General features: G+C 35.4%; 21 protein-coding genes and 4 tRNA genes. All 25 read right to left on the bottom strand.

The window, feature by feature from the left end; translation table 11 throughout:
- Positions 1–6: 6 nt before the first annotated feature.
- The 25 genes from V7M80_RS07590 to V7M80_RS07470 all read right to left on the bottom strand — a co-directional run bounded on the left by V7M80_RS07590 (position 7) and on the right by V7M80_RS07470 (position 24,056).
- Positions 7–774, bottom strand: a complete 768-nt coding sequence (locus V7M80_RS07590) for a polysaccharide biosynthesis/export family protein (protein ID WP_333695181.1) — start codon at positions 772–774, stop codon at positions 7–9.
- A gap of 57 nt (positions 775–831) precedes the next feature.
- On the bottom strand, positions 832–2,796 hold the full coding sequence (locus tag V7M80_RS07585; RefSeq protein ID WP_442902346.1) for a polysaccharide biosynthesis protein: 1,965 nt from the start codon (positions 2,794–2,796) through the stop codon (positions 832–834).
- Positions 2,797–2,855: 59 nt separating this feature from the next.
- Positions 2,856–3,992: a DegT/DnrJ/EryC1/StrS family aminotransferase gene (locus V7M80_RS07580; protein ID WP_333695180.1), complete on the bottom strand. Its 1,137-nt coding sequence runs from the start codon at positions 3,990–3,992 to the stop codon at positions 2,856–2,858.
- Positions 3,993–4,610, bottom strand: a complete 618-nt coding sequence (locus V7M80_RS07575; protein WP_333695179.1) for an acetyltransferase — start codon at positions 4,608–4,610, stop codon at positions 3,993–3,995.
- Positions 4,600–5,202, bottom strand: coding sequence for a sugar transferase (locus tag V7M80_RS07570; RefSeq protein WP_333695178.1), 603 nt, complete (start codon positions 5,200–5,202; stop codon positions 4,600–4,602). Before V7M80_RS07570 ends, V7M80_RS07575 begins: the two co-directional genes overlap by 11 nt.
- 116 nt (positions 5,203–5,318) lie before the next feature.
- On the bottom strand, positions 5,319–5,627 hold the full coding sequence (locus V7M80_RS07565; RefSeq protein WP_333695177.1) for a DUF3467 domain-containing protein: 309 nt from the start codon (positions 5,625–5,627) through the stop codon (positions 5,319–5,321).
- A 5-nt stretch (positions 5,628–5,632) separates the two neighbouring features.
- A complete protein-coding gene (rpoC, locus tag V7M80_RS07560; protein ID WP_333695176.1) occupies positions 5,633–9,934 on the bottom strand; it encodes a DNA-directed RNA polymerase subunit beta' in 4,302 nt (1,433 codons plus the stop codon).
- Between the two features lie 86 nt (positions 9,935–10,020).
- The gene (gene rpoB / locus V7M80_RS07555) at positions 10,021–13,833 is read right to left on the bottom strand and encodes a DNA-directed RNA polymerase subunit beta (RefSeq protein ID WP_333695175.1); all 3,813 of its coding nucleotides are present in this window, start codon (positions 13,831–13,833) and stop codon (positions 10,021–10,023) included.
- A 268-nt stretch (positions 13,834–14,101) separates the two neighbouring features.
- Positions 14,102–14,476: a 50S ribosomal protein L7/L12 gene (gene rplL, locus V7M80_RS07550; RefSeq protein ID WP_333695174.1), complete on the bottom strand. Its 375-nt coding sequence runs from the start codon at positions 14,474–14,476 to the stop codon at positions 14,102–14,104.
- A gap of 62 nt (positions 14,477–14,538) precedes the next feature.
- A complete protein-coding gene (rplJ, locus tag V7M80_RS07545) occupies positions 14,539–15,054 on the bottom strand; it encodes a 50S ribosomal protein L10 (RefSeq protein ID WP_333695173.1) in 516 nt (171 codons plus the stop codon).
- Between the two features lie 22 nt (positions 15,055–15,076).
- Entirely contained in the window at positions 15,077–15,766 is a 690-nt protein-coding gene (gene rplA / locus V7M80_RS07540; protein ID WP_333695172.1) for a 50S ribosomal protein L1, read from the bottom strand.
- A 14-nt stretch (positions 15,767–15,780) separates the two neighbouring features.
- The gene (gene rplK, locus V7M80_RS07535; protein WP_026710619.1) at positions 15,781–16,218 is read right to left on the bottom strand and encodes a 50S ribosomal protein L11; all 438 of its coding nucleotides are present in this window, start codon (positions 16,216–16,218) and stop codon (positions 15,781–15,783) included.
- Positions 16,219–16,283: 65 nt separating this feature from the next.
- Positions 16,284–16,835, bottom strand: coding sequence for a transcription termination/antitermination protein NusG (nusG, locus tag V7M80_RS07530; protein ID WP_333695171.1), 552 nt, complete (start codon positions 16,833–16,835; stop codon positions 16,284–16,286).
- Between the two features lie 8 nt (positions 16,836–16,843).
- Positions 16,844–17,041 carry a preprotein translocase subunit SecE gene (gene secE, locus V7M80_RS07525; protein ID WP_333695170.1) on the bottom strand — a complete coding sequence of 66 codons (198 nt, stop codon included), beginning with the start codon at positions 17,039–17,041 and terminating at the stop codon, positions 16,844–16,846.
- A gap of 15 nt (positions 17,042–17,056) precedes the next feature.
- A tRNA-Trp gene (locus tag V7M80_RS07520) sits at positions 17,057–17,127 on the bottom strand.
- 58 nt (positions 17,128–17,185) lie between these two features.
- Positions 17,186–18,373: an elongation factor Tu gene (tuf, locus tag V7M80_RS07515; RefSeq protein ID WP_333695169.1), complete on the bottom strand. Its 1,188-nt coding sequence runs from the start codon at positions 18,371–18,373 to the stop codon at positions 17,186–17,188.
- Positions 18,374–18,427: 54 nt separating this feature from the next.
- Positions 18,428–18,499: transfer RNA gene (locus V7M80_RS07510), tRNA-Thr, on the bottom strand.
- A gap of 30 nt (positions 18,500–18,529) precedes the next feature.
- A tRNA-Tyr gene (locus tag V7M80_RS07505) sits at positions 18,530–18,610 on the bottom strand.
- A gap of 79 nt (positions 18,611–18,689) precedes the next feature.
- A tRNA-Thr gene (locus V7M80_RS07500) sits at positions 18,690–18,763 on the bottom strand.
- Between the two features lie 91 nt (positions 18,764–18,854).
- A complete protein-coding gene (gene hpf, locus V7M80_RS07495) occupies positions 18,855–19,157 on the bottom strand; it encodes a ribosome hibernation-promoting factor, HPF/YfiA family (protein WP_333695168.1) in 303 nt (100 codons plus the stop codon).
- A gap of 38 nt (positions 19,158–19,195) precedes the next feature.
- Positions 19,196–20,086, bottom strand: a complete 891-nt coding sequence (locus V7M80_RS07490) for a tyrosine-type recombinase/integrase (RefSeq protein ID WP_333695167.1) — start codon at positions 20,084–20,086, stop codon at positions 19,196–19,198.
- Positions 20,087–20,155: 69 nt separating this feature from the next.
- Complete coding sequence (gene rpsU / locus V7M80_RS07485; RefSeq protein ID WP_333695166.1) at positions 20,156–20,350, bottom strand: 30S ribosomal protein S21; 195 nt, start codon at positions 20,348–20,350, stop codon at positions 20,156–20,158.
- A gap of 110 nt (positions 20,351–20,460) precedes the next feature.
- Positions 20,461–21,630, bottom strand: coding sequence for an acyl-CoA dehydrogenase family protein (locus V7M80_RS07480; protein WP_333695165.1), 1,170 nt, complete (start codon positions 21,628–21,630; stop codon positions 20,461–20,463).
- Between the two features lie 30 nt (positions 21,631–21,660).
- Positions 21,661–22,548, bottom strand: a complete 888-nt coding sequence (locus V7M80_RS07475; protein ID WP_333695164.1) for a ComEA family DNA-binding protein — start codon at positions 22,546–22,548, stop codon at positions 21,661–21,663.
- An 11-nt stretch (positions 22,549–22,559) separates the two neighbouring features.
- The gene (locus V7M80_RS07470; RefSeq protein WP_333695163.1) at positions 22,560–24,056 is read right to left on the bottom strand and encodes an alanine/glycine:cation symporter family protein; all 1,497 of its coding nucleotides are present in this window, start codon (positions 24,054–24,056) and stop codon (positions 22,560–22,562) included.
- Between the last annotated feature and the right edge of the window lie 77 nt (positions 24,057–24,133).

The following is a 24,133-nucleotide window of genomic DNA, read 5'->3' as shown; positions in this document are numbered from 1 at the left end:
GAGAAATTACTTGGTTAACAAAAGCACTGTAGTTATAGCAAAACCTAAAATAGAAATTCCTGCCAAGATGTTCGGACCTATTGCAGTTGAATTTATTTTACGTTTATTGGGTTCGATGTACAGTACATCGTTTTGCGTTAAATAATAATAGGGCGAATTTATAATTTCGGGATTTGTCATATCCAGTCTTAAAGTTGATTTGACCCCCTGTACTTCTCTGATTAATAAGATATTTTCTCTTTTACCAAACAACGTCATATCTCCAGCTAACGCCAAAGCTTCCGGAATTGTAATTCTTTCATTGGTTATGACAAAAGAACCCGGAGAATTTACCTCACCTAGAACCGAAATTTTAAAATTCATTATTCGTATATTTATGACTGCATCTTTAGCAAATTCTGAAATTCGGGATGAAACCATATGAGTCACTTCGGCTTTTGTTAAACCACCAACTTTGAGCGTACCTAAAACGGGAAATTGAATTGTACCGTCATTTTTAACTAAATAAGTCAATCTTTGAAGTTGCACACCGCCTCCTGCTCCACCGGTACCTTGGCCTTCTGTATTTCCTAGATTGAAAGGTTCTGCTGCCTTGGGATCTAGTGTTGAAACATTTATATACAAAATATCATCCGCTTTTATAACGGGTTCATAATTAACAGACGCTGTAGAATTTGCATTATCAATACCTTGAAAATAAACTACATCCTTGGCAGGCACGCAGGAAAAAAGGATACTTGCAAACAGAATGAGGAATAGAGAATTATTTTTCATGAAAATATTGGGTTAGTATTTTGGGCAAATATAGTTTTAATTGTTAATATTTATAGATTATCGAATATCAAGTTCTTGAAATACAGAATTCATACTTTTAAACTCAGGAACAATTTTTTTCATTTTCGATACTATAATCTGATTGGACTTTAAATGAGCAGAAATTATCAAATCTTCAATTAAATCAGCTACAACTTCATGATCTTCACAAACCTCTTCGGCAATCATAATTTTCTCATTGTGTGTTGCTAAATTTTTGGCTGTATCATTAAGAAGTTCTTCAAATAATTTTTCGCCGGGTCTTAAACCTACAATTTTTATTTTTATATCTCTGTCCGGAATATACCCCGCTAAACGAATCATTTTTTTGGCTAAATCAATAATTTTAACCGGCTCACCCATATCAAAAATAAAAATCTCACCTCCACATCCCATAGCACCAGCCTCCAGCACCAATTGACATGCCTCGGGAATGGTCATAAAATACCTTATTATTTCTGGATGGGTTATCGTTATAGGTCCGCCTTCTTGAATTTGTTTAGTAAAAAGAGGCACTACCGAACCATTTGATCCCAAAACATTACCAAATCTTGTAGTTATAAATTTAGTGTACGTATCAGAAGATTTTTTTCGGTTTTTAAAATGAAGGGATTGTACATACATTTCTGCAATTCTTTTACTCGCCCCCATGACGCTGCTAGGATTAACTGCTTTATCTGTAGAAATCATCACAAACCTTTCTACTCCAAACTCAAGAGCTAAATCGGCAAGGTTTTTTGTACCTTGAATATTTGTAAAAACGGCTTGTGCCGGATTATCTTCCATCAAAGGCACATGTTTGTAGGCCGCTGCATGATATACAACATCGGGTTTAAAAATCTTAAATAAATGTTCTAAAAATTCGTAATTCCGAATATCACCAATTATAGTTTTTACTTGTACAAACTGATTCAACTGTGCAATTTCTATAGACAAATTATGAAGTGGAGTTTCAGCTTGATCAATTAAAACTAAGGTATCCGGTTTAAAACTCAATACTTGCCTTACGATCTCGCTTCCAATAGAACCGGCTGCACCGGTAATCATAACTTTTTTATTTTGCAATTGTGAAGAAATCCCTTTAGTATCTAAAACTATAGGCTTGCGTTCGAGTAAATCTTGAATTTCAAAATTTTTGATGTTTTTAGAAATTTCATTTTTATCTTCCCAATCGGCCACAAGGGGTATTGTGTAAGCTTTGTAATTGTATTCCAAACATTCTTCAACAATTTGAGAGCGTTCTTCTTTGTTCAAACTTTTATCGGCTATAATTAAAGCTTCCGATTTGTAAAGTCGCATAATTACCGGAATACGTCTTTTAAGATGTAAAATGGGCAAATCAAGTATTCTTTTGGTATTGTTTTGATTTTTTTTATCAATAAAACCAATAATCTTGAAACGTTGCGGGACTTCTGATTTTAAAGCATTGGCTACTGCAATAGCATTCGCATCGGTACCGTATATTAAAACTTTCTCTTTTTTAGTGTCATTTACTGCGTTGAAATACCTTTCAAAAACTTGTTTTACTACAACGCGATAAAAAAACAACAAACTAAATGACAGTACGGCATGAATGAAGATTCCAGTGTTTAAAAATATCTTTTCGCTGTTATTTAAAACTGTAATAAAATTGACAACAACAAAGGTAATTAGGGTTGACGACTGAGAAAAGAAAATCTTTAATGCATCAATGTAAGAAGAATGCCTAATGATTCCGGAATAGGTTCTAAATATCCAAAAATAAAGAATGTTTACTGTTAAATATAGTATTGAACCTATAGCATAGTATTTTTCATTTATGTAGTTTAGTTTAATTCCGCTAAGGAGTAAAAAGGTTACAATTCCGGAAAAAACTACAATAAAAACATCCAAAAGAAGTACCACCCATCGAGGTAAATACCCTAGGTTTTTAAAGCTAAAATCTAATCTTATATTAGAAAACAAGCCTCTTAAATCTTTTGCAAATTGATACTTTGGTTTCAAAATTTAGAGTTAGTCAAATAAACGAGTAAATATACTAATTATAAAATCTTAAAAAAATCTTAAAATAAAAAATCATTTATTTTTTCTTTTATTCGAACTCTATCCTCATCCGTTAAATTGGAACCCGAAGGCAAACAGAGTCCATTTTCAAACAATTTCTGTGAAACATTACCCCCAAAATAAGGATACTTTTCAAAGATGGGTTGCAAATGCATAGGCTTCCAAAGGGGTCTGGATTCAATTGAAAATCGATCTAAAAATTCACGTAATTGGGTTGAGCTATGTTGTTTTGGGTTGGATTCAAAAACTATACAGCTTAACCAATGATTTGAATAAAAATCAGAATTTGGCTCATTAAAAACCTTAACATAATCCTGCTTTTCAAACAAACAAACATAAAATTCATGCATGGCTCTTCTTTGTTTGACATGACTGTCTAAGACTTCCATTTGACCTCTTCCAATACCGGCACAAATATTACTTAGTCTATAATTGTAACCTATTTCGCTATGTTGGTAATGCGGAGCATTATCTCGAGCTTGGGTAGCCAGAAAAACAGCTTTTTCTTTTAATTCTTTATGAGGGACAACTAATGCTCCTCCTCCGGATGTGGTTATGATCTTATTTCCATTGAAAGAAAGTACACTTAACGTTCCAAAAGTACCACACTTTTGATTTTTGAATGAACTACCTAAAGCTTCTGCACTGTCTTCAAGAATTGGAATTTCATATTTTTCAGATAGGGCTTGTAAAGCTTCAACTTGAAAAGGCATTCCATAAAGATGTACAGCTACAATTGCTTTGGGTTTAATACCCTTTGCCAACCTATCTTTAATAGCTTCTTCTAAAGCATTAGGACACATATTCCATGTATCAATTTCACTATCAACAAATACCGGAGTAGCTCCCAAGTACAATATGGGATTAGCCGATGCAGAAAAAGTCATACTTTGACAAATTACTTCATCTCCGGCTTTTACACCCAAAAGAATAAGACCCAAATGAATAGCAGCAGTACCCGAGCTTAAGGCTGCTACAAATTTATCTGCACCTAAATACTGTTCTAAATCCGATTCGAAACCCGTAACATTGGGTCCCAAAGGTGCCACCCAATTGGTTTGAAATGCTTCGGCTATATAATTTTGTTCGGTTCCTCCCATATGAGGTGATGACAACCAAATTTTTGAAAACTCCATTTACTGAATTGAATTAAATTTTATTATTTTACCGGGATTACCTACAACCACAGCATAATCCGGAACATCTTTTAAAACTACAGCACCGGCACCAATGGTTGCCCATTTACCTACGGTAACATTTTGAATTATAGTACTACCAATCCCTACATGAGTGCCTTCTCCGATACTGACATTTCCGGCAAGAGAGACTCCTGGAGATACGTGTACAAAATCGGAAATCAAACAATCATGTTCAATTATAGAACCTGTATTTAAAATACAATGCTTACCTACCTTAACATTTGGATTTACCAATACCCCAGCCATAACTACAGTACCTTCATCTACAGTGGAATAGGAAGATATCACAGCAGAATGATGAATTGCTCTAGCGTATGAAACTTGAAGTCTTGATACAATATTTTTACGAACTCTATTATTACCTACGGAAATTATGAGTTGACTATGGGTATCTAAATTTAGAGCATTTCTATTGAAAACCGGAAATTGAAGTACATTTTCTAATTTAGGCGAATCGTCTATAAAAATTAATTCTATATCCTTTTGGTAATTAAGGATATCTGCAATCACTTTTCCGTGACCACTTGCTCCGTATAATACAATCTTAGTTTCCATTAAAAGGTTCTATTGTGGCTGCATCGGCAGCATTTATACCTTCCTTTTTTAAAACCTTTAAAACCGTTCTAAAAAGGATTTTCATATCTAAAGTAAAAGAAATATGATCAACATACCACACATCGTATTCAAATTTTTGATCCCACGAAATAGCATTTCTCCCATTTACTTGTGCCCATCCCGTAATACCCGGCTTTACTTCATGACGTCTGTTTTGAAAATCATTATACAAATGAAGATAATGTGTTAATAAAGGTCTAGGTCCAATTAAACTCATATCACCTACAAGAACATTGAACAATTGTGGAATCTCATCCAAAGACGTTTTTCTAACAAAAGAACCTATGGTTGTAAGACGTTCGGCATCGGGAAGTAATTTGCCATTCAAATCCTTTTTATCATTCATAGTTTTAAATTTCACTATGGTAAATATTTTTCCCTTTAAGCCGGGTCTTTTCTGAAGGAAAAAGGGGTTGCCTTTATAAGACAAGAATAATAAAAAAGTTAAGATAATAAAGATAGGAGTGAGAAAAATCAATCCCAAAAAAGAAAAAAGAAAATCAAAAATTCTTTTGATAATATTTCTATACATCTACCATGTATTAATTATATGGGGTAAAAATACTAATTTAAAATTAAGTTGAGGGTAAGAAAATTAGTCAATAAAAAAAAGACTCCTCAATTTGAGGAGTCTTGTATTTATTTAATTTAAGCTTGACCCGTTGGACCAAAATTTAGAGGAATCTGTGGCTGATCTGAGTCTTTAATTTCACCATGAGCCATTTCAAAGCGATGAATATTTTCTCCTAATGCCTTTAATAATCTTTTGGCATGCTGTGGAGTTAAAATAATTCTGGATTTAACTTTCGCTTTGGGAACGCCCGGCATTAAAGTAACATAATCCAAAACAAACTCTGAAGCCGAATGATTGATTATAGCTAAATTGGAATAAATTCCATCTGCTATAGTTTCATCTAACTCAATGTTTATTTGCCCTTGTGATTGGTTATCGCTCATAATGATTAATAATTGTATTCTTCTTTTGCAGCCATTAACTCATTGTAATCTTCTTTCGAACCCACAATGATATTGTCATATTCTCTCATACCGGTACCGGCAGGTATTCTGTGACCCACGATTACATTTTCTTTCAAACCTTCTAAAGAATCTACTTTACCAGCTACTGCTGCTTCGTTTAATACTTTAGTTGTTTCTTGGAAAGAAGCTGCAGATATGAAAGATTTCGTTTGTAACGAAGCTCTTGTTATACCTTGAAGCACTGGTGTTGCTGTTGCTGTAATTACATCTCTGGCAACTACCAATTGTTTATCTTCACGTTTTAACAATGAGTTTTCATCTCTCAACTGTCTTGGTGTAACCATCTGACCCGGTTTTAAATGTTCAGAATCACCGGCATCTTCAACTACTTTCATACCGAAAAGCTTATCGTTTTCGATGATAAAATCTTTTGTATGAACCAATTGCTCTTCAAGGAAAAGAGTATCTCCCGGATCTTCAACACGTACTTTACGCATCATTTGACGAATCACAACTTCAAAGTGTTTGTCATTAATTTTTACCCCTTGTAAACGGTAAACCTCTTGAATTTCATTTACCAAATACTGTTGAACAGCAGATGGACCTTGAATTCTAAGAATATCTTCTGGAGTAATTGCCCCATCAGAAAGTGACATTCCCGCTTTAACGAAGTCATTCTCTTGAACCAGAATTTGGTTGGAAAGTTTTACTAAATACTTTTTAACTTCACCAAACTTAGATTCGATAATAATTTCTCTGTTACCACGCTTTATTTTTCCAAAAGAAACCACACCATCAATTTCGGATACTACAGCAGGATTTGAAGGATTACGTGCTTCTAAAAGCTCTGTAATTCTTGGTAAACCTCCGGTAATATCTCCTGCTTTTGATGAACGACGTGGAATTTTAACTAAAATTTTACCTGCTTTAATTTTCTCGCCATCGTCTACCATTAAGTGAGCCCCTACCGGTAAGTTATAACTTCTAATTAACTCTCCGTCTTTACCGTAAATCAATAAAGTTGGAATTAATTTTTTGTTTCTTCCTTCCGAAATTACTTTCTCTTGGAAGCCGGTTTGCTCATCAATTTCAACTTGGAAAGATTGACCTTGTTCTAAATCTTCATAAGCAATTTTACCAGTAAATTCAGAAATAATAACCCCGTTATAAGGATCCCATTTACAGATAGTAGTTCCTTTATCTACAGATTGTCCGTCTTTAACGAAAATAGTAGACCCATAAGGGATATTGTGAGTATTTAATACAATACCTGTATTTTCGTCTACCAATTTCAATTCAGTTGAACGTGAAATAACAATATCGATTGAATTTCCTTCGGCATCTTCACCTTTAACGGTTTTCAAATCGTCTATTTCTAGTCTTCCTTTGAAACGTGTTACAATACTAGATTCTTCCGACATACCTCCTGCTACCCCTCCAACGTGGAACGTACGAAGTGTAAGCTGAGTACCGGGTTCACCAATAGATTGTGCTGCAATTACACCTACAGCTTCTCCTTTTTGAGTCATTTGACCGGTAGCTAAATTTCTACCGTAACATTTGGCACAAATACCTTTCTCAGCTTCACAAGTTAATGGAGAACGCACTTCTACTTTTTCTACCGGAGAAGCTTCTATAGCTTTCATGATAGACTCCGTGATTTCTTCACCACCGTGAACCAAAACTTCAAGGTTTAGCGGGTTGATAACATCTTGCAACGCTACACGCCCTAATATTCTTTCGCCTAGTGTTTCTACAACTTCTTCATTTTTCTTTAAAGCTGTTACTTCTATACCACGTAACGTACCACAATCAACAGAGTTAACAATAACATCTTGAGATACGTCATGTAATCTACGAGTCAAGTACCCTGCATCGGCCGTTTTAAGAGCGGTATCGGCAAGACCTTTACGAGCACCGTGAGTAGAAATAAAGTACTCAAGGATCGAAAGACCTTCCTTAAAGTTAGAAAGAATAGGGTTTTCAATAATTTCACCACCTCCGGCAGTTGATTTTTTGGGCTTAGCCATCAAACCACGCATACCGGTTAACTGACGAATCTGTTCTTTAGAACCCCTTGCTCCAGAATCAAGCATCATATATACCGAGTTGAAACCTTGTTGGTCTTCACGGATATTTTTCATTGCTAACTCTGTTAATTGCGCATTAGCTGAAGTCCAGATATCAATAACTTGGTTATAACGCTCGTTATTAGTAATAAGACCCATGCTATAGTTCATCGAAATTGCTTCTACTTGCTCACGAGCATCAGCGATTAATTTCTCTTTTTGTTCCGGAATTCTAATATCACCTAATGAGAATGATAGACCTCCACGGAATGCGAACTTATACCCCATATCTTTCATGTTATCCAAGAAAGCAGCAGTTGTAGGAACGTCAGTTACCGCTAAGATTTTACCAATAATATCACGTAATGATTTCTTAGTTAATACCTCATTGATATATCCAGCTGCTTCAGGTACTACTTCGTTAAATAATACTCTACCAGCAGTTGTTTGAATAATTTTATAAACTAATTCACCGTTTTCATTAAAGTCTTTTGCTCTAATTTTAACTCTAGCATTCAACTCTAATTTTCCTTCATTTAAAGCGATGTTTACCTCTTCAGCAGAATAGAAAGTTAATCCTTCACCTAAAATTTTGTGCTCAGGAGTTGATAAACGCTCTTTAGTCATGTAGTAAAGACCAAGAACCATGTCCTGAGAAGGAACTGTGATAGGCGCACCATTTGCAGGGTTTAAGATATTGTGAGAAGCTAACATTAATAATTGTGCTTCTAAAATAGCTTCTGGTCCTAATGGTAAGTGAACCGCCATCTGGTCACCATCGAAATCGGCATTAAACGCCGTACATGTCAATGGGTGTAACTGAATCGCTTTTCCTTCAATTAATTTAGGTTGGAATGCTTGAATACCTAAACGGTGTAACGTAGGAGCACGGTTAAGTAATACTGGGTGACCTTTGATTACATTTTCAAGGATATCCCATACTACAGGCTCTTTTTTGTCAATTATTTTCTTGGCCGACTTAACTGTTTTAACAATTCCTCTTTCGATTAACTTACGAATAACGAATGGTTTGTACAATTCGGCAGCCATATCTTTAGGTAAACCACATTCATACAACTTCAATTCCGGTCCTACAACAATTACCGAACGAGCAGAATAGTCTACACGTTTTCCTAATAAGTTTTGACGGAAACGACCTTGTTTTCCTTTTAAGGAATCCGAAAGTGATTTCAACGGACGGTTTGATTCTGTTTTTACAGCAGAAGCTTTACGCGTGTTGTCAAACAATGAATCAACAGCCTCTTGCAACATACGTTTTTCGTTTCGTAAGATTACTTCAGGAGCTTTAATCTCCATTAATCTTTTCAAACGGTTGTTTCGGATGATTACACGACGGTATAAATCATTCAAATCTGAAGTTGCAAAACGTCCACCATCAAGAGGAACCAAAGGACGTAATTCTGGTGGAATAACCGGAATTACTTTCAAAATCATCCATTCCGGACGATTTTCTCTGTTCTCATTAGCTTCACGGAACGACTCAACTACTTGAAGACGTTTTAAAGCTTCTGTTTTTCTTTGTTTAGATGTTTCGTTATTAGCTGCATGACGTAATTCGAATGATAATTCATCTAAATTTGTTCTGGCTAATAAATCCATAATACATTCAGCACCCATTTTGGCAATGAATTTATTTGGATCGTTATCATCTAAATATTGGTTTTCCATTGGAAGGGTATCTAGAATATTTAAATACTCTTCTTCAGTTAAGAAATCTAATTTTTCTAACGGTTCTCCGTCAACATTCTTGGCAATACCGGCTTGAATTACTACGTATCTTTCGTAGTAAATAATCATATCTAATTTCTTAGAAGGTAATCCTAAAATATAACCAATTTTGTTTGGCAAAGAACGGAAGTACCAAATATGAGCAATTGGAACTACCAAATTGATGTGCCCTACTCTGTCGCGACGAACTTTCTTTTCGGTTACTTCAACCCCACAACGGTCACACACAATTCCTTTGTAGCGAATTCTTTTGTATTTGCCACAAGCACATTCATAATCTTTTACGGGACCAAAAATTCGCTCACAAAATAAACCATCACGTTCGGGTTTGTGAGTTCTGTAATTAATGGTTTCGGGTTTTAAAACTTCTCCTCTTGACTCGGCCAACATAGATTCTGGTGAAGCCAATCCGATTGAAATTTTGTTAAACCTTTTTACGGTATTTTTATCTTTATTTCTATTATTCATGATAGTCAATAAATTTTGTTCATTTTGTTTCAAGTTTTAAGTTTCAGGTTTCAAAAAATTGAGACCTGAAACTTGAAACAACACTATTATTCTTCTAATCGGATATCGAGACCTAGACCTTTCAATTCGTGCATCAATACGTTGAAAGATTCCGGCAACCCTGGTTCTGGCATTGGTTCACCTTTTACGATAGCTTCGTAAGTTTTGGCTCTTCCAATTACATCATCCGATTTAACCGTCAAAATTTCTCTTAAAGTACTTGAAGCACCGTATGCCTCAAGAGCCCAAACCTCCATTTCACCAAAACGCTGACCACCAAATTGTGCTTTACCACCCAATGGTTGTTGTGTAATAAGTGAATACGGACCGATAGAACGTGCGTGCATTTTATCGTCAATCATGTGACCTAATTTCAACATGTAGATTACTCCAACAGTTGCAGGTTGGTGGAAACGTTCTCCGGTACCTCCATCATACAAGTAGGTGTGACCAAATCTTGGAATTCCAGCTTTATCAGTTAATTCATTAATTTGATCAATCGAAGCTCCGTCAAAAATTGGAGTGGCATATTTTTGACCCAAGTTCATACCTGCCCATCCTAATACGGTTTCATAAATCTGACCGATATTCATACGAGAAGGTACCCCAAGAGGATTCAATACAATATCCACAGGCGTTCCGTCTTCTAAGAAAGGCATATCCTCATCTCTTACGATACGAGCCACAATACCCTTATTTCCGTGACGTCCTGCCATCTTATCACCCACTTTCAATTTACGTTTCTTAGCGATGTAAACTTTAGCTAATTTTAAGATACCGGCTGGTAATTCATCTCCAACAGTGATTGTAAATTTCTCTCTTCGAAGAGCTCCTTGTAAATCGTTTAATTTGATTTTATAATTGTGAATCAAATCGTTAACCAATACATTAGTTTCGTCATCTGCAACCCATTGTCCTTTGGTTAAATGAGCAAAGTCTTCAACGGCATTAAGCATTTTAAGGGTATACTTTTTACCTTTTGGTAAAACTTCTTCCCCTAAGTCATTCATAACACCTTGTGACGTTTTGCCGTTTACGATGTTGAATAATTTATCAACTAATTTATCTTTCAACTCATTGAACTTCACTTCAAATTCCATTTCTAATGAAGCCAAATCATCTTTATCTTTTGTTCGTTTACGCTTATCTTTTACAGCTCTTGCAAACAATTTTTTATCTAATACTACACCATGTAATGATGGAGAAGCTTTTAAAGAAGCATCTTTTACATCACCGGCTTTGTCTCCAAAAATCGCACGTAATAATTTTTCCTCCGGAGTTGGATCGGATTCTCCTTTTGGAGTAATCTTTCCGATAAGAATATCGCCGGGTTTTACTTCGGCTCCAATTCTAATCATACCGTTTTCATCCAAATCTTTGGTAGCTTCTTCAGAAACGTTTGGAATATCATTCGTCAATTCTTCATTTCCTAACTTGGTATCACGAACTTCTAATGAATAATCATCAATATGAATTGAAGTGAAAATATCATCACGAACTACCTTTTCAGATATCACAATCGCATCCTCGAAGTTGTAACCTTTCCATGGCATGAATGCTACTTTAAGGTTTCTACCGATTGCTAATTCACCGTTTTGTGTTGCATATCCTTCACAAAGCACTTGGCCTTTTGTAACTCTATCCCCTTTTCTTACAATAGGTTTAAGGTTAATACAAGTACTTTGATTTGTTTTTTGGAATTTAATCAATTGGTAGGTTTTGTCATCAGGATCAAAACTCACCATTCTTTCTGCATCTGTACGATCATACTTGATGGTGATTTTCTCAGAATCAACATACTCTACTACTCCATTTCCTTCTGCATTAATTAATACTCTGGAATCAGAGGCAACTTGTCTTTCAAGACCGGTTCCAACAATTGGTGATTCAGGACGTAAAAGAGGTACGGCCTGACGCATCATGTTTGATCCCATCAAAGCACGGTTCGCATCATCATGCTCTAAGAATGGAATTAATGAAGCAGAAATCGAAGCAATCTGATTTGGAGCAACATCGGTATAATGAACCACATTGGGTTCTACTACCGGGAAGTCACCTTCTTCACGGGCAATTACTTTATCGGCAGTAATTTTTCCGCTATTGTCCATTTCAATGTTTGCCTGAGCAATCATTTTCCCTTCTTCTTCTTCTGCACTTAAATAGATAGGTTCTGATGTCAAATCTACAACTCCATTGGTTACTTTACGATAAGGTGTTTCAATGAATCCCATACCGTTAACCTTGGCATATACCCCTAAAGAGGAGATCAAACCAATGTTTGGACCCTCAGGAGTTTCAATCGGACATAAACGACCGTAATGTGTGTAGTGAACGTCACGTACCTCAAACCCGGCTCTTTCTCTTGAAAGACCACCTGGTCCTAGGGCAGACAATCTTCTTTTATGTGTAATCTCAGCCAAAGGATTGGTTTGATCCATAAATTGAGATAACTGGTTGGTACCAAAGAAAGAATTGATAACCGATGATAATGTTTTAGCATTAATCAAATCGATAGGTGTAAATACCTCGTTATCTCTAACGTTCATTCTTTCGCGGATGGTTCGGGCCATACGAGCCAAACCTACACCAAATTGTGCAGAAAGTTGTTCACCAACGGTTCTAACACGACGGTTTGATAAGTGATCAATATCATCAATCTCTGCTTTAGAGTTGATTAATTCGATCAAATATTTCACGATTGTGATGATATCCTCTTTGGTTAACACTTGTTTTTCCATTGGGATATCCAAACCTAATTTTTTGTTCATTCTGTAACGACCTACCTCACCTAAGTTGTAACGTTGATCTGAGAAGAACAATTTATCTATAATACCACGAGCGGTTTCCTCATCAGGCGGTTCAGCATTACGCAACTGACGATAGATGTGCTCAACGGCTTCTTTCTCTGAGTTGGTTGGATCTTTTTGTAACGTATTGTGGATAATAGCATAATCTGCTTGGTTGTTATCCTCTTTATGTAACAAAATAGATTTTACATTGGAATCTATGATTTCTTCCACGTTATCTTTATCGATAATGGTATCACGATCCAAGATGATTTCGTTTCTTTCAATAGAAACTACTTCACCTGTATCTTCATCTACGAAATCTTCATGCCATGTATTCAAAACACGAGCTGCTAATTTACGTCCGATGTATTTTTTTAGTCCTGTTTTAGAAACTTTAATTTCTTCGGCCAGGTCAAAGATTTCAAGAATGTCTTTATCTCTTTCGAAACCGATTGCACGGAATAAAGTAGTTACAGGTAATTTTTTCTTTCTATCAATGTACGCATACATTACGTTATTGATATCGGTAGCAAATTCTATCCATGAACCTTTAAAAGGAATAACACGGGCAGAATATAGTTTAGTTCCATTGGCATGGAAAGATTGGCCAAAGAAAACTCCCGGAGAACGATGCAATTGAGAAACGACCACTCGCTCTGCTCCATTGATTACAAATGTACCACTTGGAGTCATGTAGGGAATTGTTCCTAAATAAACATCTTGTACAATAGTTTCAAAATCTTCGTGTTCCGGATCGGTACAATACAATTTCAATCTCGCTTTAAGAGGCACACTGTAAGTTAAACCTCTTTCTATACATTCTTGTATAGAGTATCTTGGCGGATCTACGAAATAGTCTAAAAATTCGAGTACAAAGTTGTTTCTTGTATCGGTGATTGGAAAATTTTCCATGAAGGTGTTATATAGACCTTCGTTGCCTCTTTCGTCTGATTTCGTTTCTAGTTGGAAGAAATCTTTAAAAGACTTTACCTGAATATCCAAAAAGTCTGGATATTGGGGTATATTCTTGGTTGAGGCAAAATTCAATCTTTCAGTCTGATTTGTTATCATCAATGGACAAAATTTTGATTAAAAAAAAGTAATTTGTTGTGTGAATACACTGTTTAATGAATACTTTCTTTATTAAAATCGATACATCTCTTTAGCGGTTGGGTTATTCAAACACGGATGCTAATTTCTTCGTAACGATGATAAATTTTTTTCGTATATTAAACTAATATGATAATAAAACTGGATATAATTTTATTATACGAAAAATGGTTTAGGTCTTTGAGGGTTAACTCAAGACCTAAACCTAGTTCTTAAAACTTAAGTTAGCTTATTTAAGCTCAACTACAGCTCCAGCCTCTTCTAAAGATTTTTTAAGACCTTCAGCCTCGTCTTTAGAAACTGCTTCTTTTACATTTGCAGGAGCAGCATCAACTAAATCTTTAGCTTCTTTAAGACCTAAACCAGTTAATTCTTTAACCGCTTTAACAACTCCTAATTTAGAAGCACCAGCATCTTTTAATACTACAGTAAATTCAGTTTGCTCAGCACCAGCAGCACCAGCATCTCCTCCACCTGCAGCAACTACTACAGCTGCAGCAGCAGGCTCGATACCATACTCATCTTTTAATATTGTTGCTAATTCGTTAACTTCTTTAACTGTTAAGTTAACTAATTGTTCTGCGAATTGTTTCAAATCTGCCATTTTTTCTATCGATTTAAATAGTTTGTAAAATATAATTTATTAAGTGCGTTCTCGCGTTGTTCTTATCTTTCAGATAAGGTTTTAACAATACCTGCAATTTTTCCTCCACCAGATTTAAGTGCAGAAACCACATTTTTAGCAGGCGATTGTAAGATTCCGATGATTTCTCCAATAACTTCTTCTTTTGATTTAAGAGCTACAAGGGCATCCAATTGGTTATCACCAATAAATACTGCTTGATAAATGTAAGCTCCTTTTAAGATTGGTTTATCAGATTTTTTACGGAATTCTTTAATAATCTTTGCAGGAGCATTTCCGTTCTCTGCAATCAATATTGAAGTATTTCCTTTTAATATTGAAGGTAAATCTCCATAATCATTTTCTGAAGCTTGCATAGCTTTTTCCAACAAAGTGTTTTTAACCACATTCAATTGGATACCGGCTTTAAAACAAGCTCTTCTAAGATTAGAAGTTGTTTCAGCATTAAGGTTTGAGATATCTGCAATGTAGACAACATTACTATTAGCCAACTGTGCAGTTAAATCTTCAATAACTCTTGATTTTTCTTCTCTAGTCATAATTTTTCTATTTAACTACCAATTAAACTGCTTTAGGGTCTAAAGCGATTGCAGGACTCATAGTACTAGATAAGTGAATAGACTTAATATAAGTACCTTTTGCAGCCGTTGGTTTTAGTTTGATTAATGTTTGAATAATTTCGTGAGCGTTGTCAACGATTTTGTCCGCTTCAAAAGAGATTCTTCCAATACCAGCATGAACGATTCCTGTTTTATCAACTTTGAAATCAATTTTACCGGCTTTAACCTCTTGTACAGCTTTTGCAACATCCATAGTTACGGTACCTGTTTTGGGGTTTGGCATTAAACCTCTAGGTCCTAAAACACGACCTAATGGACCTAATTTACCCATAACAGCAGGCATAGTGATAATTACATCAACATCTGTCCAACCGTCTTTTATTTTTTGTAGATAATCATCTAAACCTACGTGGTCTGCACCAGCAGCTTTAGCTTCAGCTTCTTTATCAGGTGTTACCAATGCTAGAACTCTAACATCTTTACCTGTACCGTGAGGCAATGTTACTACACCTCTTACCATTTGATTTGCTTTACGCGGATCTACTCCTAAACGTACTGCAATGTCTACAGATTCATCAAATTTTGCAGAAGCAACATTCTTTAATAATGCAGAAGCATCTTTTAAGGAATACAACTTATGTTTTTCGATTTTAGCTGCAGCTTCTTTTTGCTTTTTTGTCAATTTTGCCATGTCTTTTCTTTAATTTAAAAAGGAGCAGCTCCTGTTACAGTTATACCCATAGAACGAGCCGTACCGGCAATCATGCTCATAGCAGACTCAATAGTAAATGCATTTAAATCTACCATTTTGTCTTCGGCAATTGTTCTAATTTGATCCCAAGTAACGCTAGCTACTTTTTTACGATTAGGTTGACCTGAACCTGACTTAAGCTTTGTTGCATCCAATAACTGGATAGCAGCGGGTGGAGTTTTTACAACAAAATCAAATGATTTGTCTTTGTACACCGTAATTTGTACGGGTAAAACTTTGCCGGGTTTATCTTGAGTTCTAGCATTAAATTGCTTACAAAACTCCATAATGTTAACCCCAGCAGCTCCCAAAGCAGGTCCAACCGGTGGCGAAGGATTCGCGGCACCTCCCTTAACTTGTAGTTTAACTACTTTACTAACTTCTTTAGCCATTGTGTTTTAAAAAATTTAGCACATCTCAATTGGAAGCAAGATGCGGTTTATAATAATGTAACAAATTATACTTTTTCGACTTGCATAAAACCTAATTCTAACGGTGTTTTTCTTCCGAAAATTTTAACCATTACTTCTAGTTTACGCTTTTCTTCATTAATTTTTTCAACAGTTCCATTGAATCCATTGAAAGGTCCATCAATAACTTTGATAGTTTCTCCTAATGTAAAAGGAATATTCTGGGTGTCTGTTGTTACAGCTAATTCATCTACTTTCCCCAACATTCTGTTCACCTCTGATAATCTTAATGGCACAGGGTCTCCACCTTTAACCTCACCTAGAAAACCAATTACACCCGTGATTGATTTAATAATATGTGGGATTTCACCTGTTAGATTTGCCTCAATCATCACATAACCCGGAAAATAGACTTTATCTTTAGCAATTTTCTTACCATCTCTTACTTGAACCACTTTCTCTGTTGGCACAAGTACCTGAGCAATGTAATCTGATAAATTCAGGCGATTGATTTCATTTTCAATGTAAGACTTCACCTTATTTTCTTGACCACTTACGGCTCTAACAACATACCATTTCTTTAAACTACTATCAGCCATAACAGAGATTAACCTTTTATCAAATTAAAAAATCCAGATATAACTTTTCTGAAAACTTCATCTGTTCCCCAAGTTGCTAAAGAAAAAACTATAGTAAATACTGCAACTATAATTGTGTAACGCTGTACTTCTGACCAAGGCAACCAAGTTACATTAGACTTTAGTTCTTCGAAAGCTTCTGTTATGTAATTAACAACTTTTGTCATTATTATTCGTTTTTGCACGGATGGAGAGATTCGAACTCCCATCAACGGTTTTGGAGACCGCTATTCTACCCTTGAACTACACCCGTTTGTTAAAAGCCAGCAGAATTCGAGTGAATTCTAGCTGGCCTTAAATATTTGCCTAAATTAGTCTAGAATTTCAGTAACCTGACCAGCACCTACAGTTCTACCTCCTTCACGGATTGCAAAACGCAAACCAATGTTAAGAGCGATAGGGCTTAACAAATCTACATTGATAGTTAAGTTATCACCTGGCATTACCATTTCAACTCCAGCTGGTAAAGAAATTGTACCAGTTACGTCAGTTGTTCTTACATAGAACTGTGGACGGTAGTTGTTGTGGAATGGAGTGTGACGACCACCTTCTTCTTTTTTCAAGATATAAACCTCAGCTTTAAATTTAGCGTGTGGTTTTACTGAACCTGGCTTACAAATTACCATACCTCTACGGATATCAGCTTTGTCAATACCTCTCAACAAAAGACCTACGTTATCTCCAGCCTCACCTCTATCAAGGATTTTACGGAACATCTCAACTCCTGTAATAGTAGAAGTCAATTTGTCTGCACCCATACCGATGATTTCAACTGGGTCTCCTGTATTAGCAACACCAGTTTCGATACGACCTGTAGCAACAGTTCCACGACCTGTAATTGTAAATACGTCTTCAACAGGCATCAAGAATGGTTTTGCATTGTCACGCACTGGCTCTTCAATCCAAGCATCAACAGCATCCATTAACTCCATGATTTTCTCTACCCATTTAGCATCTCCATTCAATCCTCCTAAAGCAGAACCTTGAATAACAGGACCGTTATCTCCATCATATTCATAGAATGATAACAAATCTCTGATTTCCATTTCAACCAACTCTAAAAGCTCAGCATCATCAACCATATCCACTTTGTTCATGAATACAACGATTCTTGGAATACCTACTTGACGACCTAAAAGGATGTGCTCACGAGTTTGTGGCATTGGACCATCTGTAGCAGCAACTACTAAGATAGCACCGTCCATTTGAGCAGCACCAGTAACCATGTTTTTAACGTAATCCGCGTGACCAGGACAGTCAACGTGAGCGTAGTGACGGTTAGCTGTTTCATACTCTACGTGAGAAGTATTAATAGTAATACCTCTTTCTTTCTCCTCAGGAGCGTTGTCAATTTGATCAAACGATTTTGCTTGACAGAAACCTTTTTCAGACAATACTTTAGTAATTGCCGCAGTTAAAGTAGTTTTACCGTGATCTACGTGTCCAATTGTACCTATATTTAAGTGTGGTTTGGAACGATTAAAATTTTCTTTTGCCATTTTACTTAATTTTTAATCTTAGTTATATAATAGTGTTAAAATCATTCAATTTTGAGCCAATGACGGGATTTGAACCCGTGACCTCTTCCTTACCAAGGAAGCACTCTACCCCTGAGCTACACCGGCAGGAAATTTCATTAATTGCAGTTTAAATTGTGGGGAGAGCAGGATTCGAACCTGCGAAGGTTTCCCAACGGATTTACAGTCCGTCCTCGTTGGCCGCTTGAGTATCTCCCCTCAAATTTTCAAACTTTTAATGAACTCAAATGTTGTGAAGTAAAAACTTACAAAACATTTTTGTGTTTTTTTTAAATTGAGCCGATGGAGGGACTCGAACCCACGACCTGCTGATTACAAATCAGCTGCTCTAGCCAGCTGAGCTACACCGGCATTACTCAATAAAAAAAGTCCGCTATTTCTAACGGACTGCAAATGTATAGATTTTATTTGTTAATCAAAACATTTTTTTAAAAAAATTGTTTTAAATATGAGTTCTTATTTTTTCCTTTCTTTTGAGCAACAATCGTTCCATTGCTTCACCAGATAAATCAACAGCCTCTTCAAAGGATTTACATTGTTTTTTTACAATAAAATCATCGCCTGGAACATGTATTTTAGCCTCTACTATTTTATTTTCTTTTTCACTGGTAGACTCTACTTTTAAATAGACATCTGCAACCACTACCTTATCATAATACTTTTCAAGTTTATCAAATCGCTCTTGAATGAAATCGACTAATTTTCTGTCTACATTGAAATTAACGGCATGAACATTGACCTTCATAATAAAAATTTTAAAGTTGAACATTTAAAGAGTATAGGTTACCGGTTTCTTGGATGTGCCTCTTGGTATACTTTTTTGATTTCAGCTAAACTGCTGTGCGTATATACTTGTGTAGATGCCAAACTAGAATGTCCTAACAGCTCTTTTACAGAATTTAAATCTGCCCCATTATTTAATAAGTGCGTTGCAAACGTGTGTCGCAAAATATGGGGACTTTTTTTTACCTTTTCAGATACACCACTAAAGTACAAATTTATTATCCGATATACAAACGTGTCATTTAATTTAACACCTTTTTGGGTTAAGAACAAATACTCACTTTTATAGGTATCAATCTTTTCACGTTCTTTGAGATATTCTTGTATGTTTTGGCAAACACTTTGTAACAAGGGTACTATTCGTTCTTTGTTTCTCTTACCTAAAATTTTTACAGTACAGTCATTGGTATTAACAGAACTGACTTTTAAACCAATTAACTCTGCCCTTCGCATACCCGTTGTGTAAAACAATTCTATGATGAGCTTGTCTCTTACTCCTTCAAAGCCTTCGGGATAGGTTATATAATTGAGTACTTGATCTAATTCTTTTTCGGAAAAAGGAATTTGAAGTTTTTTTGGAGTTTTTAATGACTTATGCTTAACGAGTGGATTTTCTGAAATTTGCTTTATTCGTAAAAGAAATTTAAAATAACTTTTGAGGGAAGCTATTTTACGATTAACACTTGTGGGGGAATTTCCGGATTCAATCAAGGCTACAACCCAAGATCGTATTTGACTGTAATTTACATCATCCAGAGTAGATTGATCATAATTTACAGAAATAAAACTTGAAAAATCTGCCAGATCTTTGGTGTAAGCCCTAACCGTATGGGAAGAATATTTTTTCTGCCCGGATAAATACTGTTCAAAAGCCTGTTGATTGGATTGCATAAAAAAACCGTTAGCTTCAAAGTTATTAAACTTTTAGAACTAACGGCTATATTGATTAAAAAAACTTTTCTACATTTCAACGCTGTCTTTCAAGGTTTGAATGTATTGAGCTTTCTGAATTTGAGCTCTACGAACTACAGAAGGTTTTATAAAAGCTTGACGTGCTCTTAGTTGACGAACCGTTCCGGTTTTATCAAATTTTCGCTTGTAACGTTTTAACGCTCTATCTATATTTTCTCCGTCTTTAATGGGTATAATTAACATAATCTAGACACCTCCTCTCATTTAGTGGGTGCAAAGCTAATACTATTTTTTATTTTAGAATATAAATTTTGAATAAATTTTAAAGAAAATCTTTTTGTTTTGGCTATGAATTATTCTACTGCTGGTTTATAATTTTGCTTATCTATAATCATTTTTGAAAGAATCTCTTTGAGTATCTCCGATGTTCCGCCTCCTATTGGGCCCAATCTACTGTCTCTAAACATTCGTGCTAAAGGGTACTCTTCCATATAACCATACCCCCCTAGCATTTGCAAACAACTGTAAATAGTTTCATCTGCAACTTTGGTTGATTTTAATTTAGACATAGTAGCTTCTTTCACGACATATTCCCCCCTATTTAATCTATCAATAGTAATATAATTAAAGACCTTACAATGTTCAACATCTGTAGCATGTTCAACCAGCTTATGTCTTAGGGCTTGAAATTTATCAATCGTTCTCCCAAAAGCTTCTCGTTGCGACATATATTCTATGGTATAATCAATCGCATATTCGGCTCTGGCATGTGCGTTGATACCCATTATTAATCTCTCGAGAGCAAAATGTTGCATGATATAAGGAAAGCCTTTGTTTTCCTCTCCCATTAAATTTTGAGCCGGTACAACCACATTGTCAAATGCAATTTCAGCTGTATCTGATGCCCGCCAACCCAGCTTATCTAATTTAGTTGCCTGTATTCCGGGCGTTGAAGTGTCTACTAAAAAAATACTGATTCCTTTGTTGCCCTTATCGGGAGAAGTTTTAGCAGCTACAACATAATAATCAGCGTAAACTCCATTGGTAATAAATGTTTTGGAACCATTCAGCACATAATTTTGACCTTTCTTTTCAGCAGTTGTTCGCATACCAGCAACATCACTCCCACCAAAAGGCTCTGTAATACACAAAGCTCCAATTTTATCCCCCGAAATACTGGGTGCTAAATAGTCTTGCTTTATTTTTTCATCCCCTTCTGCATTGAGATGTGTCATAGCCAAATAAGCATGTGCCCACATGGCAGCAGCAAAACCGGCAGATTTAATCTTTTGAAGTTCTTCAAGAAATACTACGGTATAAAACAAATCCAAATTTAAACCCCCATACTTCTCTGGATATGTCAGGCCAAAAAACCCCATCTCACCAAATTTTTTCCATATAAATCGATCAATAGTTCCCGATTTTTCCCATTTTTCAATGTGAGGTACAACTTCTTTCTGTAAAAAATCACGAAATGTTGCTCTGAAAAGCTGATGCTCTTCTGTGAAGTATGTTGAATTCATAAATATTTAAGATTCTAGAATTGAATTTTTTTAGAATTCCAAATATAAGGCAATAATATTTATTTTTTCAACAGAAATTCCTTTAATTTTTGTTAAATCCTCAATACTTTTAAGGTCACCATTCATACTTCTGTAGGTCACTATTTCTTTGGCTATGGCATAATTAAAATAAGGAAACTTCATTAATTCCTTTAGAGACAAGTCGTTAATTCTGTATTTTGGCACATTTGGCATTCTTACTATTTGGAAATTTGATTTTAGTTTGACTAAAACATCAGTATTTAATCCCCAAACATCATTCAATTGATCTACATGCACAAACCCTCCTAAACTCTCTTTATATTTTAGAATTCGTTCAGACAATGCCGGACCGATTCCGTAAATCTTGATAAAATCTTCTTGTGTAGCCTGATTTAAATCTATAATTTGAACGGGTTTTGTAGATGTATTTGAGTTCCCATTTTTGAAAACTGTATTTTCAAACCTCTTTTTATTTTTATCATTTACCCAATCCGGAAATTTAAAATAAGGCTGAATGGCTTGAAGCAAACTATCTGATACACCTGTAACTTCTTGAAATTCTTTGGCAGAATTCACATACCTATTTTGTTTTCGAAAGGCAAACAATTTATCTAACTCAATCTTAGACATTCCTAGTTGGTACCCTTTATAGTCTGAAATGAAATTGGGATTAAAAGGAAAGATTTTTTTGGATTTTGATTGCTCCAATTTTAAACTATCTACAACAGATTGCATTTGCATCCATTCCTTATCTTCTTTGTTTTTTGTAGAGGCAAACTGAGGATTCGTAATAACAAAGAAAAAAAGCACTTGAATGCCTATCAAAATTAAAAACAACGCAAAAATTCCTTTTCGCTGTTCTTTAGTAAACTCGAAAAGGAATTTTGGACTATACATTGGAGAAAATTTTAATTGTATTTCTTTATTTCGCCTGACTTTAATCTTTTAAAATAATCTTTTAAATCAGCTTTTACTTCACTAGATAAAAAGTAGAGTCCTAATATATTTGGGAAAGCCATTCCTAAAATCATCATATCTGAGAAATCAATCACTGCACCTAAACTTGCCGAAGAACCCAAAACAACGAATATCAAAAATAAAACTTTGTACAAATTCTCCATTTTTTTGGTGTTCCCAAAAAGGAAAGTCCACGATTTCATTCCGTAGTAAGACCACGAAATCATAGTTGAGAATGCAAAAAGAATGATTGCCACCAAAAGAACATACTTAAACCAAGGCAACACACTACTAAATGCAGCCGAAGTAAGTGCAGACCCTGTCATCCCTTGAGTATCGGCAGCGTATCCTGAAAAAATAAGTACCAAAGCGGTCATGGTACAAACAATGATGGTATCTACAAAAGGTTCCAAAAGAGCTACAATACCTTCACTAACCGGTTCATCTGTTTTTACAGCTGAATGTGCAATAGCGGCCGAACCTACTCCTGCTTCATTTGAAAAAGCGGCACGTTGGAATCCAACAACTAAAACGCCTATTACACCTCCGGTAATTCCATCTGCCGTGAATGCACCTGAAAATATTTGACTAAAGGCATCACCAATATGTTGGAAATTAACAAAAATGATAATTAAAGAAGTGAGTACATAAATACCAACCATGAAAGGAACAATCTTATCAGTAACACTAGCAATCTTTTTTATCCCCCCAATAATTACAATTCCAACAAAAAACGCTACTACCAAACCATACCAAAAACCTTTTCCCTCAAAGAAAGGGAAAACATTGGCTAACTGAGCAAATGATTGATTGGCTTGGAACATATTTCCACCTCCAAAAGAACCTCCAATGGCTAATATAGCAAATACGACTGCCAACACTTTACCCAAACCGGCAAAACCTTTTCGTCTTAATCCTTCGGAGAGGTAATACATAGGTCCGCCTGATACTTCTCCCAAATCATTTAACTTTCTGTATTTTACACCCAATGTACACTCAACAAACTTAGAGGACATTCCCAAAAAACCGGCCAATATCATCCAAAAAGTCGCACCCGCTCCTCCTAGTGATATAGCCACCGCAACTCCGGCAATGTTACCCAAACCTACTGTTCCGGAAAGTGCCGTTACTAAAGCTTGAAAATGGGAAACTTCACCTTGATCTTCGGGTTTATCATAATCACCACGAATCAATTGATAGGCATGTTTGATCCCTTTCAAATTGATAAAACCCATATAAAGAGTAAAAAAAGTGGCTCCTAAAACCAACCATAAAACTACCAATGGCATATCAAAACCAAGGTGTTCTAGAGGTTTATAAAAGAAAACACTCGCCATTAAATCTACGGCTGGCTTAATTATATCATTAATTTTTTCATCCAATCCTTTTTCCTGTGCAATTAGTAAAGTGGGTATAAATAAAGTTGAAAGAGTGAGTAACTTCCTCATAAAGTTAAATTTGTTTTATATTTTGTTCAGCAAGATGCAAAAAAAAAGTTTTAAAAAAAAACAATGCCTTATTTATA

The sequence above is a fragment of the Flavobacterium sp. genome (assembly GCF_036759525.1).
GTDB lineage: Bacteria > Bacteroidota > Bacteroidia > Flavobacteriales > Flavobacteriaceae > Flavobacterium.
The sequence above is the reverse complement of the archived record's forward strand: the minus strand, read 5'-3'. Positions and strand labels throughout refer to the sequence as shown.